A 16,377-nucleotide genomic window follows, 5' to 3' on the forward strand; every position below is an offset into this window, starting at 1 on the left:
GCGATGTCCGCAACGCTGCCATGGGAGGCCGGGGGGACCGCCAGCGCGGTGACCGCGGCCGCTACCTGCCACCATTGCGGTGAGCCGCTGCCGGCGCAGCCGGCGGTGCACCGCGTCGATGGCGTCGAGCAGCGCTTTTGCTGCGACGGCTGCGCCGCGGCCGCGCAGTGGATCGACGAGGCCGGGCTGGACGACTACTACCGCCTGCGCAGCGAGCACGCCGGCCGGGTGGGCACCGAGGCCGTCGACCTGTCGGTCTGGGACCGCAGCGAGGTCCAGGCCGAGCACGTGCGCGAGATCCCGGGTGGCCGCGAGGTCACCCTGCTGACCGACGGCATGCGCTGCGCGGCCTGCGCCTGGCTGATCGACCGCGCGCTGGTGCGCGAGCCGGGCGTGATCGAGGCCAGCGCCAACGCAGTCACCGGCCGCATCCGCCTGGCCTGGGATCCGGAGAAGACGATCCTGTCGCTGCCGCTGCAGCGGCTGCTGGCACTGGGCTACAAGCCGTACCTGGCCGGTGGCGAGGAGCGCGAGAAGGCCCGCCGCGCCGAGCGCAACCGCGACCTGATCCGCATCGGGATCGCCGGGCTGGCGTCGATGCAGGCGATGATGGTCGCCGAGGCGCTGTACCTGGACTTCAACAACACCATGTCGATCCCGGCGCGCGACTTCCTGCGCTGGATCACCTTCCTGCTGTCCACGCCGGTGGTGTTCTATTCCGGATGGCCGTTCCTGTCCGGCGCCTGGCGCGAGTTGCGTAACCGCCAGCTCGGCATGGACACGCTTATCGCCAGTTCCACCCTGCTGGCCTACCTCGCCAGCGTGGTCGCCACCGTGCAGGGCCACGACCACGTCTGGTACGACGCGGCGGTGATGTTCGTGTTCCTGCTGCTGGCCGCGCGCATGCTGGAAAAGCGCGCGCGCGCGGTTGCCTCGGCGCAGGTGGACGCGCTGGCCCGGGCGCGCCCGGCCTTCGCCACCCGCGAGCTGCCCGACGGCACCCGCGAATCGGTGCCGCTCGCCGCACTCGAGGTGGGGGACATCGCCTGCGTCGCGGTGGGCGAGGTGGTACCGGCCGACGGGCGCCTGCTGGAGCCGGCGCGGCTGGAGGAAGCCCTGCTGACCGGCGAGCCCGCCCCGGTCGAGCACGTTGCCGGCGACATCGCGTACGCCGGCACCGTCTGCCGCGAGCGCCCGACCCGGCTGGAAGTGCTCGCCATCGGCGCCGGGACCCGCCTGGCCGAGCTGTCGCACCTGGTCGAGCAGGCGCAGTCGCAGCGCCCGGAGCTGGCCCGCAGCGCGGGGCGCATCGCCCACCATTTCGTCGCCGGCTTGATCGTCGCGACCCTGCTGGTCTACTTCGGCTGGCGCATCTACGACCCCTCCCGCGCCTTCGAGGTCACGCTGGCCCTGCTGGTGATCAGCTGTCCGTGCGCGCTGTCGCTGGCGGTGCCCTCGGCGCTGACCTCCGCCCACGGCGCGCTCGCCCGCCTCGGCGTGCTGGCGGTGCGCGAGAACGCGCTGGAAACCCTTGCGGGCGTCACCGACATCGTGTTCGACAAGACCGGCACCCTCAGCGACGGACACCCGGAGCTGGCCGCGATCGAGGTGCTGGACCCCGCCCACGACCGGGAGGGCGTGCTGCGCATCGCCGCCGCGCTGGAGTGCGACAGCGGGCATCCGATCGCCCGCGCTTTCGCCGGCGTCGACGCCGTGCCGGTCGCCTCGGGCGTGCAGGCGGTGCCGGGGCAGGGGATTGGCGGCGAGGTCGATGGGACGGCCTGGCGGCTCGGGCGCGCGGCCTACGCCACCGGCGGCCGCGAGCCGGACGACGACCATGTCTGGCTTGGCGACGGCACCCGCGCGGTGGCCCGCTTCCGCCTGTCGGAGGCCGAGCGGCCCGACGCCGCCGCCGCGGTGGAGGCGTTGCGCGGACTCGGCCTGCGCGTCCACCTGGCCAGCGGGGACGCAGCCGCGCCGGTGGAGCGCTTCGCCGCCCGCGTGGGCATCGCCGATCCGCGGTCCCGCCAGACCCCCGAGGACAAGCTGGCCTTTGCCCGTGCGCTGCAGGCCGAAGGGCGCGTCGTGGCGATGGTGGGGGACGGGCTGAACGACGCGCCCGTGCTCGCCGGCGCCGATGTGTCGCTGGCGGTGGGCGAGGGCGCGGCCCTGGCCCAGCGCGCCGCCGACCTGGTGCTCACCGGGCCCACCCTGCTGCGGATCCCGCAGGCGATCGAGGTCGCGCGCAAGGGCCAGCGGGTGATCCGCCAGAACCTGGCCTGGGCGACCGGTTACAACGTGCTGGCGATCCCGCTCGCCGCCGCTGGCCTTGTGACGCCGTGGCTGGCCGCGCTGGGCATGGCGCTGTCGTCGCTGGTGGTGACCGTAAACGCCCTGCGGCTGTCCCGCCGCGGCGACCGTCGCCGGGACTCGAGCCAGCCCCTGGAGGCCCCCGCATGAACATCCTGCTGCTGATGATCCCGCTGGCGCTGGTCCTGCTGGTGGCCGCGATCCTGGCTTTTGTCTGGGCGGTCCGCCGCGGCCAGTTCGAGGACCTGGACACGCCGGCCATCGACATCCTGCGCGAGGACCCCACCGAGCGCGCCACCCGCGCGCGCGTGGAGGCGCGCCGCGCTGCCGCCATGCAGGGCACGGCTGATGCCGATGAGCGGCCGGCCGGAGACGACCGCACGGACAGGAACCCCGGTGCCGATTGACTGGCTGACCCTGGGCGCGGCCCTGCTCACCGGCCTGCTGGGCGGGGTGCATTGCGCGGCCATGTGCGGCGGCATCGCCACCGGCTTCTCGGCGATGGCGCCCCGCGCCAGCTGGTGGGTGGCGCTGCAGCCCAACCTGGGGCGCGTGCTGGGCTATGTGCTGGCCGGGCTCATCGCCGGCGGCATCGGGCGCGGCATCGTCGAGGTGGCGCGGATCGACTGGCTCGGCTGGGGCCTGCGCATGGCCGTGGGCCTGGTGCTGGTCGTCGCCGCGCTGCGGCTGCTGGACCGCAAGGGCCGGCTCGCCTTCCTCTCGCGCTCCGGCAACACCCTGTGGCAATGGCTGCGGCCGCTGCAACGGCGGATGCTGCCGGCCAACACGCCCGCCCGGCGGATCGGGCTGGGCATGCTGTGGGGCTGGATGCCGTGCGGGCTGAGCACCACCATGCTGGCCGCCGCCTGGCTGCAGGCGGACGCGCGCAACGGCGCGCTGACCATGGCCGCGTTCGGCCTGGGCACGCTGCCGATGATGCTGCCGCTGACCTGGGCCGGCGCGCGCCTGGGGCAGCGCCTCCAGCGCGGAGGTCTGCGCACCGCGGCCGGCTCGCTGGTGCTGCTTGCCGGCGTGCTCACCATGCTCTCGCCCTGGCTGATGCAGGTCCCCGGGCTCCACGGGCTGCTGGCCGCGCTGGGCTGCCTGCCGCCGCAGGCGCACTGAGTTTCAGGCCGAGCCGCGGGCCTGCAGGCGCGGGGTGTCGGTTTCCCGGTTGGCCATGCGCTCGAGCTCGTCGGCGTCGAGGATCTCCACGCGCCGGCCCGACACCTGGATCACGCCTTCGTCCTGCAGCCGGCTGAAGCCGCGGCTGACGGTTTCCAGCGCAAGCCCGAGGAAGTGGCCGATGTCGTCGCGGCTCATCGGCAGCACCAGCGAAGTCGCCGAGCCGCCGGCCTGCGCCACGCGCCGCGACAGCCCGTGCAGGAACAGCGCGATCCGCTCGCCCGCCTGCCGCCGCACCAGCATGCCGATGTGGTCCTGCTCGCGCTCCAGGCGCTGGCCGATGATACGCAGCAACTGGTGCTGCAGTTCCGGCAGCTGCATGGCGATCGAGGTCAGGCGCTCGTAGGGGACCTCGCAGACGCTGGCGTCGGTCAGCGCCACCGCCTCGCAGCGGTGCTGGCCGCTGCCCAGCGCGTCCAGGCCGATCAGCTCGCCCGGCAGGTGGAACCCCAGCACCTGCTCCTCGCCGTCCTCGCTCACCAGCACCGTCTTGAAAGCGCCCTCCCGGCCCACGAAGAGGGCGCCCAGCGGGTCACCGGCGTGGAACAGGCGCTCGCCGCGGGCGACCGGTCGCCGCCGGCGCACCACGTGGTCCAGGCGTTCCAGCTCGCTGGCGCCGATGCCGGCGGGCTCGCAGAGCCGGTGCAGGGAGCAGCGCGCGCAATTCCTCCGCAGGCGTTCCAGGTCGAGGCGCCCATGGCGGGCGGGGGCGGAGCTGTCCATTGCCGCAATGGTGCCACGCCGCCCCGTCCGGCACATGTGCCGCGCAGGGCTACAATGCGGCGGATGGAGATCTTCAAGGCATTCACCCTCGAGGCCGCGCACCGGCTGCCCAACGTCCCCGAGGGGCACAAGTGCGCCCGCCTGCACGGCCATTCGTTCCGCGTCGAGATCCGGGTCGAGGGCGAACTCCAGCCCGGCACGGAGTGGGTGATGGACTACGCCGACATCAAGGCCGCCTTCGAGCCGCTGTACCGGCAGCTGGACCACCACTACCTCAACGAGATCGAAGGGCTGGAGAACCCGACCAGCGAGCGCCTCGCCGTCTGGATCTGGGAGCGCCTGAAGCCCGCGCTGCCGCAGCTGTCGGAGGTGGTGGTCCACGAGACCTGCACGTCGGGGTGCCGCTACCGCGGCTGAGCCGGGCACGACACCAGCTGGCCTTCGCCTGACCTGCGTCAGGTACCGCGCTGCCGGCGCCCGCCATGATGGCGCCAGGAGGCGCCATGCAACTACCCGGACCGCACCGGCCTGCGCTCGCCGGCGTGCGCGCGGCCATCGATGCCATCGACACCCTGCAGCTCGCGCTGCTGGGCATGCGCGGCCGCCTGGCGGTGCGCGCCGGACGCGCCAAGCACTTCGCCGGGCTGCCCGGTAGCGACCCGGAGCGCGAGGCGCGGGTGCGGGAACGCGCGCTGCGGCTGGCGGAACGCTTCGGGGTGGAGCCGGTAACCGCCGGCGCGCTTCAGGCCATCGCCGTCGCCGAGGCCCGGAGGCGGCAGGGGTTGGGAGCTGACCTGGATCAAGGCCGTGGCGGTACCGGGAGGGGGATCATCGCCTCCACCATGCACATCGACACCGAAGCGAAGCCGGCCGCCGCCGGCGCCCGCCGCGCCTTGCGCCTGCTCCCGCCGCCGCGCCGGCTGGCACCGCTGTTCCGTGCCATCCCCGCCAGCCGCCAACGGCGCTGGCTCGAATCCGCCATGGCGCGGGTCCTTGCGCCGTCCCTGGAGGGCGGCGACCTCGACTTCATGCGCGGGCGCCGGCTGGGCATCGAGGTCCGCGACCTTGGCCTGTCCTGGGTGGTGGAGCTGCGCGGCGACGTACTGGAAGTGGTGGACGCCGGGGCCGAGGCCAGCGTGCGCGGCGACGCCACCGACCTGCTGTTGCTGGCCAGCCGGCTCGAAGACGCCGACACGCTGTTCTTCCAGCGGCGGCTGGAACTCACCGGGGACACCGAGCTTGGCCTTACGGTGCGCAACCTGCTGGAACGGCTGCCATGGGAGTCCGTGCCGCTTGGGCTGCGCGTCGCGCTCAACCGTGGCGCCCGCCTGGCGCGCGCGGCCCGCGCCGCGCACCGCGGGCACTGACCAGCGGCTGGCCAGTCAGCCGGCCGGGTCCGCCAGCGCCGGCTGCGAATGCCCGGCCCGCATGCCGGGCTCGCCGTGCCAGTAGCCGTTCCGCGCGCCGAGCCTGGGTGGCGCCACCGGCGAGGTGCGTGCCAGGTCGAAGTGCTCGACCACTTCGCGGCAGCCCGTGGCCTGCGGGTAGATCCGCAGCACGTCCACGCCCAGCGCACGCAACTCCGGCAACTCGGGTCCCAGGTCGGTGATCTCCTCGCCCTGGACCTGGATGCCGTTGATGCGCAGGAAGGATTCGCCCTCGCGCGTGGCCAGCGGCAGGCCATCCGGGTAGTCGATGCAGCGGAAGCCACAGCGGTCCTTTGGCACGTCCAGAGCGCGCGCGGTGAAGCAGCGTGCCGAGAACGACAAGGGCAACCGGCCCCAGGCGATCACCTCCAGCTCGGGCATCGTCCGACCGCCTTCCACCAGCGCATCGCGCAGTTCGGTGACCAGCTGGTGGCCCTGCTCCACGCCCGGCACCCAGCGTCGCAGGCCGTCCTCCATCAGCATCGCCAATGCATCGTGGTTGTAGACGTTGAGCGTGGGCCCGGCGACGAAGGGCAGGCCCGCATTCCGGCAGACCTGGACCGCGGACAGGTCGTTGGCCTCCAGCCAGAAGCCGCCGTCCGCCACCAGCCGCTCGAGCACGCCGAGCTCGGACTCCGCTTCGATCAGCGCCAGGCTCGACAGCACTACCTGCTTGCCGCTGCCGGCCAGTTCCCTGGCGAGCTCCAGCCAGTCCTCGGTGCCCAGTTCGCGGCGCTTGCTGCAGACCGTTTCTCCCAGGTAGATGATGTCCACCGGCCAGTGGGCGGCTTCGCGGTAGAAGGCAAGGGTGGTTTCGCGCGGCCAGAAGTACTGCAGCGCGCCGAGGCTGAGTTTCATCATCGATTTCCCGTGGCGCTCAGTGCCAGGAGCGGTGGTAGGGCCCGAGGGTGGTCTGGTGGCCTTCGGCGTGCGCGGACAGCGCCTGCTTCCATTGCGGCCGGGGTTCCCAGCGGTCGGGCGCGGCGGCGTGGCGGTCGATCGCCTCGCGCCAGGTCCGGGCGACCGCGCGCACGTAGGCGGCGCCGCGCTGGCGGCCTTCGATCTTGAGCGCCACCACTCCCGCCCGGGCCAGCCGCGGGATCAGTTCCAGGGTGTTGAGGCTGGTCGGCTCCTCCAGGGCGTGGAAGATCTCCCCGCCGACGTCGAACCGGCCCTTGCAGACGGTCGGATAGCCGGCCGGCTCGGCCGGCTGGAAGCGGTCGATCAGCACGTGGTTGAGACGCGCCGTGCGGCTGCCGTCGGCGAACTCGTCCCAGCGCACAAAGCCGGCCGGCGAGCACACCCCGTGCCGGTTGGGCGAGGCGCCGGTGACATAGCTGGAAAGCTGGCAGCGGCCCTCGACCATGATGCACAGGCTGCCGAAGGCAAACACCTCGATCGCCACCGGCGAACGTTCGCACAGCCGCTCCACCTGCTGGATCGAAAGCACCCGCGGCAGTACCGCGCGGACGATGCCGAAGCGCTCGTACGCGTAGCGCAGCGCCGGTTCGGTCGTCGCCGAACCCTGCACGGAAAGGTGCCGCGCCATGGCGGGGTGGGTGCGTGCGGCGTAGTCGAGCACCGCCATCTCCGCGGCGATGATCGCGTCGGCACCCAGTTCGGCCGCCTTGTCCACGGCGGCATGCCATTGCTTCAGGCGCACGCTGTCGGGGTAGGTGTTGAGCGCCAGGTAGACCTTCGCGCCCTTCGCCCGGGCGTAGCGCATGCCGGCCTGCAGTTCCGCGTCGGAGAAGTTCAGGCCCGGGAAGGCCCTGGCGTTGGTCTGGTCGCGGAAGCCGGCATAGACCGCGTCGGCCCCCGCGTCGACCGCCGCCTGCAGCGCCGGCAGGTTGCCGGCCGGACATACCAGTTGCATCGCCATCCCCGGCTGTGAAGGTGCCGGGATGGTCGCCCCCGTTCAGCAAGCCCGTCCTTGACCTGGGTCAGGCCCCGGCAGGATCCGCCGCGACGCGCAACCGCGACCACAGCGCGTCGACCCGCCGTTCGACTGCCGCGTCCAGCGCGATGGGCGTGCTCCAGGCGCGGCTGGTCTCACCGGGCCACTTGTTGGTGGCATCGATGCCCAGCTTGGAGCCGAGCCCGGCGACCGGGCTGGCGAAGTCGAGGTAGTCGATCGGGGTGTTCTCCACCAGCATCGTGTCGCGCGCCGGATCGACCCGGGTGGAGATCGCCCACAGCACCTGCGACCAGTCGCGCGCGTCGATGTCGTCGTCGACCACGACCACGAACTTGGTGTAGGTGAACTGGCGCAGCCAGGACCACACGCCCATCATCATGCGCCGCGCATGGCCCGCGTAGTGCTTGCGGATCGACACCACGGCGATGCGGTAGGAGCAGGCCTCCGGCGGCAGGTAGAAGTCCACCACCTCCGGGAACACCTTGCGCAGCAGCGGCACGAACACCTCGTTGAGCGCCATTGCCAGCACCGAGGGCTCGTCGAACGGGGCGCGGCCCATGTAGCTGCCCTGGTAGATCGCGCCGTCGCGCATCCGCATGCGCTCGAGCGTCAGCACCGGGAAGTGGTCCTGCGCGTTGTAGTAGCCGGTGTGGTCGCCGAACGGGCCCTCCGGTGCGGTCTCCCCGGGATGGATCACGCCCTCCAGCACGATTTCCGCGCCGGCGGGCGCGTCCAGGCCGGTGCGCTCGCTGTGCCACACCCGGGTGCGCTCGGCGCGCAGCAGCCCGGCGAACTCGAACTCCGACAAGGTGTCCGGGACCGGCGCCACGGCGGCCAGCAGCGTGGCCGGGTCGGTGCCGATCGCGACCAGGACGGGGAAGGGCCGGTCCGGGTGCAGGGCCTTCCACTCCGCGTAGTCCAGCGCGCCGCCGCGATGCGGTAGCCAGCGCATGATCACCCGGTCGCGGCCAATCACCTGCATGCGGTAGATGCCGATGTTCTGCCGCGGCTTGTTCGGGCCGCGGGTGATCACCAGTCCGAGCGTGACCAGCCGCCCGGCATCCCCGGGCCAGCAACGCTGGATCGGCAGGCGTGACAGGTCGATGTCGCCGCCTTCCAGTACCTGCTCGTTGAAGGCCGCCTCGCGGACCGTGCGCGGCGCCACATGGGCCAGCTGCGCCAGCTCCGGCCAGCTCGACAGGGCCTGGCGCAGGCTGGACGGCCAGCGCGGCTCGCGGATCGAGGCCAGCAGTTCGCCCAGTTCACGCAGGCTGGCCAGGGGCCGGCCGGCGAGCGCGGCCTCGATGCGTTCGCGGTGGCCGAACAGGTTGCCCAGGAACGGGTGCCGCGAGCCGACAGGCCGTTCCATCAACAGTGCCGGCCCCCCAACTCGAAGGGCGCGCAGGCACAGCGAGGTCGACTCCAGTTCAGGGTCCACGGGGTCGGCCACGCGCGCGAGGCGGCCGTCACGCTCGAGACGGGACAGGAACGATCGGAGGTCGTGGAAGCTCAAGGCGGGCACCGGCGGCACAGGGGCCGCCAGCGTCCATGCCACGGCGGTGCCGTGCCTTGATGGCGGTCAAGCCAGCCCCGGACGCCGCGGGCCCCGGCCGTGCCCTCAGTCCAGCGGGTGCCACTCCCCGCTTCGTAGCGTCTCGCGCAGCGCCTTCTCCGCCGGGGCCGGGTCCAGCCCGTTGCGGCGGAGCCAGTCCGGGCAGTACAGCGTCTGGTCGTAGCGCTCGCCCGGGTCGCACAGCAGGCTGACGATGCTGCCTTCCTCGCCGCGCTCGCGCATGCGGGTGGCCAGCTGCAGGCAGGCGACCAGGTTGGTGCCCGACGAGCCGCCATAGCGCCGGCCGATCTGTTCTTCCAGCAGCCTCATCGCCGCGATGGAGGCCGCGTCGGGTACCTCGATCACCTCGTCGACGACCTCGAACAGGAAGCCTGGCTCGACCCGGCAGCGGCCGATGCCCTCGATGACGGCGGGGCGGTCGACGGTGATGCTGCGGTCGTTCGCGCGCCAGCCCACCGCGAACGCGGCACCCTCCGGCTCGGCCACGCACAGCCGGGTCTGCAGGCCGCGGTAACGCAGGTAGCGGCCGATCGTGGCCGAGGTCCCGCCGGTGCCGGCACCGCACACGATCCACGACGGATCCGGGTGCGGTTCGGCCGCGAGCTGGCCGATGATCGACTCGGCGATGTTGTTGTTGCCGCGCCAGTCGGTGGCGCGCTCGGCCTGCCCGAACTGGTCCAGGTGGCAGGCGCCGCGTTCGGCATGCCAGGCGGCGCGCGCGTAGACCTCGCCCGGGTCGTCGACCAGGTCGACCTTGCCGCCCAGTACCTCGACGTCGGTGATCTTGCGTGGAGCGGTCGCGCGCGGCATCACCGCGGTGAACTGCAGCCCCAGCATGCGCGCGAACCAGGCCTCGGAGATGGCCGTGCTGCCCGAGGAGGCATCGACCACCGGCTGGCCGGGGCTCAACTTGCCGTTGCACAGCGCGTACAGGTACAGCGAACGCGCCAGCCGGTGCTTGAGGCTGCCGGTCGGGTGCGCCGCCTCGTCCTTGAAGTAGAACTCGATGTTCGGGAAGCCCGGGAACTCGATCCGCAGCAGGTGCGTGTCGGCCGAGCGGGCTGCCTCGCGGCGCAGGGTGGCCAGTGCGTCGACCAGCCACTGGCGGGTGGCGGCGTTGGCGGGAGTCCTCATGCCTGCAGGGCGCGGATGCGCTGCGCGAGGAACTCCAGGTAACGGTCGATATAGCTGATGCCGTTGGCGTGGTCGACGAGATACGGGTTCATGAGCGTATGGCGGAGGATCAACAGATGATCATCATCGCCATCGCCCTCCTCGTCCAGTGTCGAAGGATCAAGGCCGACGTCCCGCAGGATCCGCGCCATTTCCGCCCCGCCCACCGCTTGCGGGCGCAGCGTGGTGGTGGTGCCGAAGAACTCCCGCATCTGCAACGGCTGCCTGCCGTCGGTACGCAGCTCCCGGTGCAGTGCGCGCACGAAGGCGTTGGCGACCTCCAGCCGCTCGTTCCCGTGCGGATTGATCGCCAGGCACACCAGGTTGCTGTCCGGGGCGAAGGGCACCACGACGCGCGCGACGCCCTCCAGCTCCTGTGCCAGCCGGTCAGCGGCCTCGTGGAAGGCCTCGGCTGCCAGGATCGTCTGCCGGGGCAACTGGCCGAAGTGTGCATGGTCGAGCGGCAGCACCTTGTGGCTGACGTAGACGGCCGCGGCCGCCGCACCGGACTTGGAGCCTTCCGGGATGAACTGGCCGAGCCGGCGGTAGCGCGCGAGGTACTCCTCGGAGCGCCCGTCGCGCGCCGCGTCCTCGTGGAACACGTAGTCGGCAGACTCGGCCAGCAGCGCGGTCGCCCGGTGGTCGCGGCAGATGAACGCCCCGGCCCCGTATGGCAGGTAGCCCAGCTTGTGCGGATCGACCGTGACCGAGTCCGTCCTCCCCAGCGCGGCGAAGGCGGCGTGGACCTCGGGCTGCGGGAACCGGCGGAACCCCTGCCGGACTTCGTGCAGCGGGCGGAAGCTGCCGTCGGGATTGCGGAACAGCGACGCCAGGTAGCCGCCCCAGGCGCCATCGACATGGACACTGAATCCCAGCCCCCGCTCACGCCATTCGTCGCGCGCGTCGACCACCGCATCCACGGGGTCGACGGTGCCGTATTCGGTGGTGCCCAGCACCGCGACCGCCATGAGCACGGGCTGGCGCTCGCGCTGGCAGCGCTCCAGCGCCTGCTCCAGCGCGACCGGGTCCAGGCGCATGCCGCGTTCGGGGAGCAGCTCCAGCTGGTCGCGTCCGAGGCCGAGCAGCTTCAGTCCCTTGCTCCACGAGTAGTGCGCGGTGATCGGGGCCAGTACCTTCGGGACCTTGAGCTGCGGATGCCGGGCGAAGAAGTCGACCAGCCCCAGCGTCTCCACGCGCTCGGCGGCGAGCGCGGCGCTCCAGTGCCGGCGCTCGCGCGGGGGCAGGCCGGCCAGCCAGGTGGTCCAGTCCGACAGCAGCGCGATCGACGCGTCCGGGCCCAGGTTGAACGCGGCCCAGTCGTCTTCGGGCACGTCGATGGCGGGCACGCCCGCGGCGCGCAATGCCACCGGGAACGCCTTCAACGCCAGTGCGAGCCGCAACGCCTGGTAGTTGGCGAGGGTCCCGCCGGAGGTCAGGTGGCCGAACGCGCAGTCGGGCCGCTGCGGATCGTCGGGATAGCCGACCATCCTGGCCAGCTGCAGGCCCGCCTGGACTTCCAGGTCGATGGTGACCGGCGCGGCGTCTTCGCTGACGTTGTTGGGGTTGTAGGGCAGGGTGAGGATCTGCGCCGCCAGGCCCGGGAGCAGCAGGTCGGACGCCATGTGGCCGACATAGCGCGGGCTGTGGAACGGTACCGAACGCTTCAGCGCGGCCGACAACAGGTGCAGTTCGCGGCGCATCCGCGCCTCGAACGCCTGGTAGCCGGGGCGCGATGCGGCATCGGTGGGGATCGCCGGCGGGTCCTCGGGGTGGAAGTTGCGTCGCCAGTAGACGTGGTCGCGAAGGAACTCCAGCACCAGTTTCTCGAGCAGGCTGTCGTTCTCTGCGTACGGCCCGAGGAACATCGCGTGCAGACCGTCCGGCCCCGCCTCCGGAGCGGGCACCGCCGCAAGCCGTGCCTCAGCCGACGACGCCATGCAGGAACCCCAGCGGATGGTGTGCGCGAGCGATGGTGTAGACCATGCCGAAGGTCGCCAGCGCCGCGACGTAGCACGCAATGCGCGCGCCTCGCCCGGCGGCGCGGCGCATCGCGAACACGCCTAGCACGATGTACAGCACCAGCAGCACGAGCTTGGCGGTGAGCCAGCCGTTGGCGAAGAACGCGCTGGGCAGCAGGGTCAGCAGCATCAACGCGGCGGTCAGCAGGCCCGTGTCGATGACGTAGCTGGTGATGCGTACCGCGGTCCAGCGCGGCCAGCGCATGCCGGCGATGGCGGCCAGCCCACGCACGGCGAAGAACGCGCCGCTGAGCAGGGCCAATCCGACATGGGCGTGCTTGATCTGGGGATAGAACTCGATCATCGAAGAGCGTCCTGGTTCGTCATCCGGGGCGGCCGTCCGCACGCGGGCTGAGGTAGATCCGCCCCAGGCGCAGCACCCACGGCAGGAAGGCGACCAGCCAGCCCACCGCCGCGATCGCGTGCCAGGCCAGCATGTCCGGAAGCGCCTCCGCCAGTACCCGGGCCGCAGCGACCACCTGGATGGCGACGAAGGCGAACCAGGCCACCGCCGGCATGTACAGCTTCTGGCCCGCGTGCCCCTGGGTGACCCGGGTAACCATGGCCACCAGCACGCTGCCGAAGAAGCCGACGAACAGCGCATGCGCCGGGCCGCGGCCGAGCCAATACACGCCGGTCAGTTCGTAGGCGATCGACTGCGTGGTGTACAGGGCGAAGGCCAGCGGCAGCCAGGCGAGGCCAACGAACAGCACCGTCAGCAGCCCGGGCTTGTCGCCGCGCGGCCACCACTTCCACAGCATCAGCGCGCTGAGCGCCAGCAGCGGCAGGTCCACCAGCCAGAGCCAGCCGTAGGCATGGAACAGCTCCAGCAGCATGTGCCCCAGCACCAGCGGCCACATCGCCGCCAGCAGCCAGAACGGGCGCCAGGCCTCGTAGCCGGGCACCACGCGGCTGGCGAAGAACGGGAACATCCGGTGGGCGACGGTGAAGTACACCGGCAGCAGCAGCCCGAAAGTGCCCAGCTTGATGCTGGCCATCACCCACATGGCGCTGGCGCCGAGCATCGCCGCCGTCCAGGCTGCCAGCCCGACCAGGCCCAGCAGCAGCGCGGCCAGGCACGAGCGTGCATGCCAGGTGGTGCCGGCCTCGCGCCAGGTCAGCGGCGCCAGCGTGGCCACGCCGGCCAGCCAGCCGGCGATGGTCATCCACAGGCCGACGGTGATGCCCGCCTCCCAGCCGAGCACGCCCAACAGGGTGGCGAGCTGCCCGCCCATCAGGCCGACGCCCACCGGCGCATAGCGCCAGCGCTCGAACTCCGGCTGACCCATCCACTTCGGGAAGGTCGTCAGCAGGAAACCGAAGAAGAAGCTCGGCAGCACTTGGTACTGCATGATGAAGGCGTGCAGCCAGCCGGCGTAGGGATCGGGCTGGTGCATCTGCAGCACGCCGGGCCAGCGGGCTGATACCAGCCAGGCGGCCCACCAGGCCATGGCCAGCAGCAGGTTGCTGGAACCGACGAAGAACATCAGCCGATGGGGTGCGGCACCGAGCAGGCGCGGCGAGGGACGTCCTTGCGATGGAAGGCTGTTCATGCCGTGCAGTGTCGCAACGGCGGAGTGGCCGGCGCATTGATCCATGTCAGGGACCGGTCCCCACGAACCATGGAAAAGGGGCGGCCGTGGCCGCCCCTCTCCAAGCCGGGCTCGCACCCGGCGCTTACCGCGAGCCGCCCGTCAGCCGGCTTCCTGCCCGCGGATCCGGGCAAGTTCGCGCTGCTGCCGCGAGGCCTCCGACACCGGGCGCGGACCCAGCCACAGCGAGATCACGAACAGCGCGACCAGGAACGCGCCGATCGCCAGCACCGTATCGCCGGGCACCCGCAGCCAGACCAGCACGTCGATGATCGGCCGGGTCATGAACTCCGCCGAGCGCGCATACCAGTAGCCGTGCGTCAGGTTGGCCTCCAGCTGCAGCACGCCCATCGGCAGCAGGGTGAGCACCGTCATCAGCGCCAGACCGATGTTGAAGCTCCAGAACGCACCGCTCAGCAGGCCGTTGAGCCAGCGGCGCTCGGGCCGCATGCCGCGCAGGCAGTACAGCATCAGGCCGATGCCGAGCATGCCGTAGACGCCGAACAGCGCCGTGTGCCCGTGGGCCGCGGTCAGGTTGGTGCCCTGCATGTAGAACAGCGCCAGCGGGGTGTTGATCAGGAAGCCGAGCAGGCCGGCGCCCACCAGGTTCCAGAAGCTGACCGCGATGAAGAACAGGATCGGCCACTTGTAGCGCGCCATCCACGGCGTGGCGCGCCCGTTCTTCCACGTGTCGTAGGCCTCCAGGCCGATCAGCGCCAGCGGCACCACCTCCAGCGCCGAGATGCTCGCGCCCAGGGCGATGATGCCCGTGGTGACGCCGGCGAAGTACAGGTGGTGGAACATCCCCAGCACGCCGCCGGCCATGAACACGATGGTGGCGAACAGCACGTTGATCGTCGCCGACTTGCCGCGCACCAGGCCCAGGCGCACGAAGATGAAGCTGATCACCGCGACCGCGAAGACTTCGAAGAAGCCCTCGACCCACAGGTGCACGATCCAGAAGCGCCAGTAGGTGATGATCGAGATGTGGGTGCTCTCGCGCCACATCAGGCCGGCGCCGAACAACAGCGCGATCGCGACCGTGGAGAGGAAGAACAGCCCGGCGATGGAGGTGATCTCGCTCTTGCGCCGCAGGGCCGGCCACAGCGCCCGGCCCATCAGCACCAGCCACAGCAGCAGGCCGATGAACAGGAAGATCTGCCAGAAGCGGCCGATGTCGGTGTACTCCCAGCCCTGGTGGCCGAACCAGAAGTTGTGGGCCAGCCCGAGCTTCTGCATCACCGCGAACCACTGCCCGGCGAACGCCCCCACCACGATGATGATCAGGCAGGCGAACAGGAAGTTGACGCCGGCGCGCTGGAACTTCGGCTCGTGCCCTGACATCGCCGGCGCGAGGTACAGGCCGGTCGCCAGCCAGGCGACCGCGATCCACAGGATCGCCAGCTGCGTGTGCCAGGTGCGGGTCAGGGCGTAGGGCAGGATCTCCGCCAGGGCGAAGCCGTACGCCTCCTGGCCTTCGACCTGGTAGTGCGCGGTGGTCGCGCCCAGGAGGATCTGGGTCAGGAACAGGGCCATCACCAGCCAGAAGTACTTGCCGATGGCTCGCATCGAGGGGGTGACCACGATGCTGAGCGACGGATCCTGCAGCGGCGGTTCCACCTTGGGCTCACGGCCATGCCAGACGGCGTAGTGCCACCCGAGCAGGCCGATGCCCGCGATCATGAACAGGATCGAGAACATCGACCACATGAAGCTGCTGGCGCTGGGCGTGTTGCCGATCAGCGGCTCGTGCGGGAAGTTGTGGGTGTAGGTCAGCCCGGTGTCGTCGCCACGCTCGGTCCCGGTCGCCCACGACGCCCAGAAGAAGAACGCGGTCATCTGCCGGCGGTGTTCCGCCTCCGGCACCGGGTTCTCGCGCAGCGCGTAGGCTTCGCGCAGGTCGGCGGTGGCCGGGTCGTCGGAGAACACGCTCATGTAGTGCGCGGCGACGGTGTCGATCGCCGCCGCGCGCTCGTCGGTGATGGTGATCGTCCCCGTGGCCGGGTCGTAGGTGTTGGCGCGGAACCGGGGCCGCAGCTGCGCCTCCAGCCTTGCCTTTTCGCCCTCGTCGAGCTCGGCGTACGCCATGCCGAACTGCTCGCGCGCCCGCATGTCGAGGATGGCGACGAGTTCGCGATGCAGCCACTCGGCCGACCAGTCGGGCGCGAGCAGGGCCCCGTGGCCCCAGATCGAGCCGTTGTGGTGCCCGCCGATGCTCTGCCACACCTGGCGGCCGGTCTCGATGTCCTCGCGGGTGTAGACCACCCGCCCGCTCTCGGTGACGACCTGCTCCGGAATGGGGGGCGCGGTCTGGTAGATGTCCCGCCCGATCCAAAGCATGATCCCGAAACTGACGATGAGCAGGGCGCCGAGCCCCATCCACAATCGCCTCGTCGTATCCATGGTGCGCTCTCCCGGAAAAGGTTGCGGAAGTCTGGTTCCGGGCGCGCGCGGCCGG

The 16,377-nt window shown here is 71.4% G+C and carries 14 protein-coding genes; 5 read left to right on the top strand and 9 right to left on the bottom strand.

Going from position 1 to position 16,377, the window contains the following annotated elements; translation table 11 throughout:
- Positions 1-3 precede the first annotated feature (3 nt).
- Genes G545_RS14215 through G545_RS0108675 form a run of 3 tightly spaced genes read left to right on the top strand, consistent with a single transcriptional unit; the run spans position 4 to position 3,435 of the window.
- Positions 4-2,460 carry a heavy metal translocating P-type ATPase gene (locus tag G545_RS14215; protein WP_052347300.1) on the top strand — a complete coding sequence of 819 codons (2,457 nt, stop codon included), beginning with the start codon at positions 4-6 and terminating at the stop codon, positions 2,458-2,460.
- A complete protein-coding gene (gene ccoS / locus G545_RS15345; protein ID WP_027070030.1) occupies positions 2,457-2,717 on the top strand; it encodes a cbb3-type cytochrome oxidase assembly protein CcoS in 261 nt (86 codons plus the stop codon). Before G545_RS14215 ends, ccoS begins: the two co-directional genes overlap by 4 nt.
- Entirely contained in the window at positions 2,707-3,435 is a 729-nt protein-coding gene (locus G545_RS0108675) for a sulfite exporter TauE/SafE family protein (protein ID WP_027070031.1), read from the top strand. The genes ccoS and G545_RS0108675 overlap by 11 nt, the downstream gene beginning before the upstream one ends.
- 3 nt (positions 3,436-3,438) lie before the next feature.
- Here the strand turns inward: G545_RS0108675 and G545_RS0108680 are convergent, their stop codons facing one another.
- Positions 3,439-4,218, bottom strand: a complete 780-nt coding sequence (locus G545_RS0108680) for a helix-turn-helix domain-containing protein (protein WP_027070032.1) — start codon at positions 4,216-4,218, stop codon at positions 3,439-3,441.
- 63 nt (positions 4,219-4,281) lie between these two features.
- Here G545_RS0108680 and queD point away from each other — a divergent pair, with 63 nt between their 5' ends.
- On the top strand, positions 4,282-4,635 hold the full coding sequence (gene queD / locus G545_RS0108685) for a 6-carboxytetrahydropterin synthase QueD (protein ID WP_027070033.1): 354 nt from the start codon (positions 4,282-4,284) through the stop codon (positions 4,633-4,635).
- An 86-nt stretch (positions 4,636-4,721) separates the two neighbouring features.
- Positions 4,722-5,585, top strand: coding sequence for a ubiquinone anaerobic biosynthesis accessory factor UbiT (ubiT, locus tag G545_RS15350; protein WP_027070034.1), 864 nt, complete (start codon positions 4,722-4,724; stop codon positions 5,583-5,585).
- A gap of 15 nt (positions 5,586-5,600) precedes the next feature.
- On the opposite strand, the gene G545_RS0108695 is transcribed toward ubiT, so the two are convergent.
- From G545_RS0108695 to G545_RS0108730, 8 genes are all read right to left on the bottom strand, one after another.
- On the bottom strand, positions 5,601-6,503 hold the full coding sequence (locus G545_RS0108695) for a U32 family peptidase (RefSeq protein ID WP_027070035.1): 903 nt from the start codon (positions 6,501-6,503) through the stop codon (positions 5,601-5,603).
- 19 nt (positions 6,504-6,522) lie between these two features.
- Positions 6,523-7,521: a ubiquinone anaerobic biosynthesis protein UbiU gene (gene ubiU / locus G545_RS0108700; RefSeq protein WP_027070036.1), complete on the bottom strand. Its 999-nt coding sequence runs from the start codon at positions 7,519-7,521 to the stop codon at positions 6,523-6,525.
- 67 nt (positions 7,522-7,588) lie between these two features.
- Entirely contained in the window at positions 7,589-9,076 is a 1,488-nt protein-coding gene (locus tag G545_RS0108705) for a UbiD family decarboxylase (protein WP_027070037.1), read from the bottom strand.
- Positions 9,077-9,181: 105 nt separating this feature from the next.
- Positions 9,182-10,270 (bottom strand): PLP-dependent cysteine synthase family protein, encoded by a 1,089-nt coding sequence (locus tag G545_RS0108710; protein WP_027070038.1) that lies wholly within the window; start codon positions 10,268-10,270, stop codon positions 9,182-9,184.
- Complete coding sequence (locus G545_RS0108715; protein ID WP_081677807.1) at positions 10,267-12,246, bottom strand: pyridoxal phosphate-dependent decarboxylase family protein; 1,980 nt, start codon at positions 12,244-12,246, stop codon at positions 10,267-10,269. The genes G545_RS0108710 and G545_RS0108715 overlap by 4 nt, the downstream gene beginning before the upstream one ends.
- On the bottom strand, positions 12,230-12,631 hold the full coding sequence (locus tag G545_RS0108720) for a SirB2 family protein (RefSeq protein WP_027070040.1): 402 nt from the start codon (positions 12,629-12,631) through the stop codon (positions 12,230-12,232). Before G545_RS0108720 ends, G545_RS0108715 begins: the two co-directional genes overlap by 17 nt.
- Before the next feature lie 19 nt (positions 12,632-12,650).
- The gene (locus tag G545_RS0108725; protein WP_027070041.1) at positions 12,651-13,880 is read right to left on the bottom strand and encodes an NnrS family protein; all 1,230 of its coding nucleotides are present in this window, start codon (positions 13,878-13,880) and stop codon (positions 12,651-12,653) included.
- 141 nt (positions 13,881-14,021) lie between these two features.
- The gene (locus G545_RS0108730; protein WP_027070042.1) at positions 14,022-16,322 is read right to left on the bottom strand and encodes a nitric-oxide reductase large subunit; all 2,301 of its coding nucleotides are present in this window, start codon (positions 16,320-16,322) and stop codon (positions 14,022-14,024) included.
- Positions 16,323-16,377 lie beyond the last annotated feature (55 nt).

It is taken from the genome of Lysobacter defluvii IMMIB APB-9 = DSM 18482 (assembly GCF_000423325.1).
Classification (GTDB): domain Bacteria; phylum Pseudomonadota; class Gammaproteobacteria; order Xanthomonadales; family Xanthomonadaceae; genus Novilysobacter; species Novilysobacter defluvii.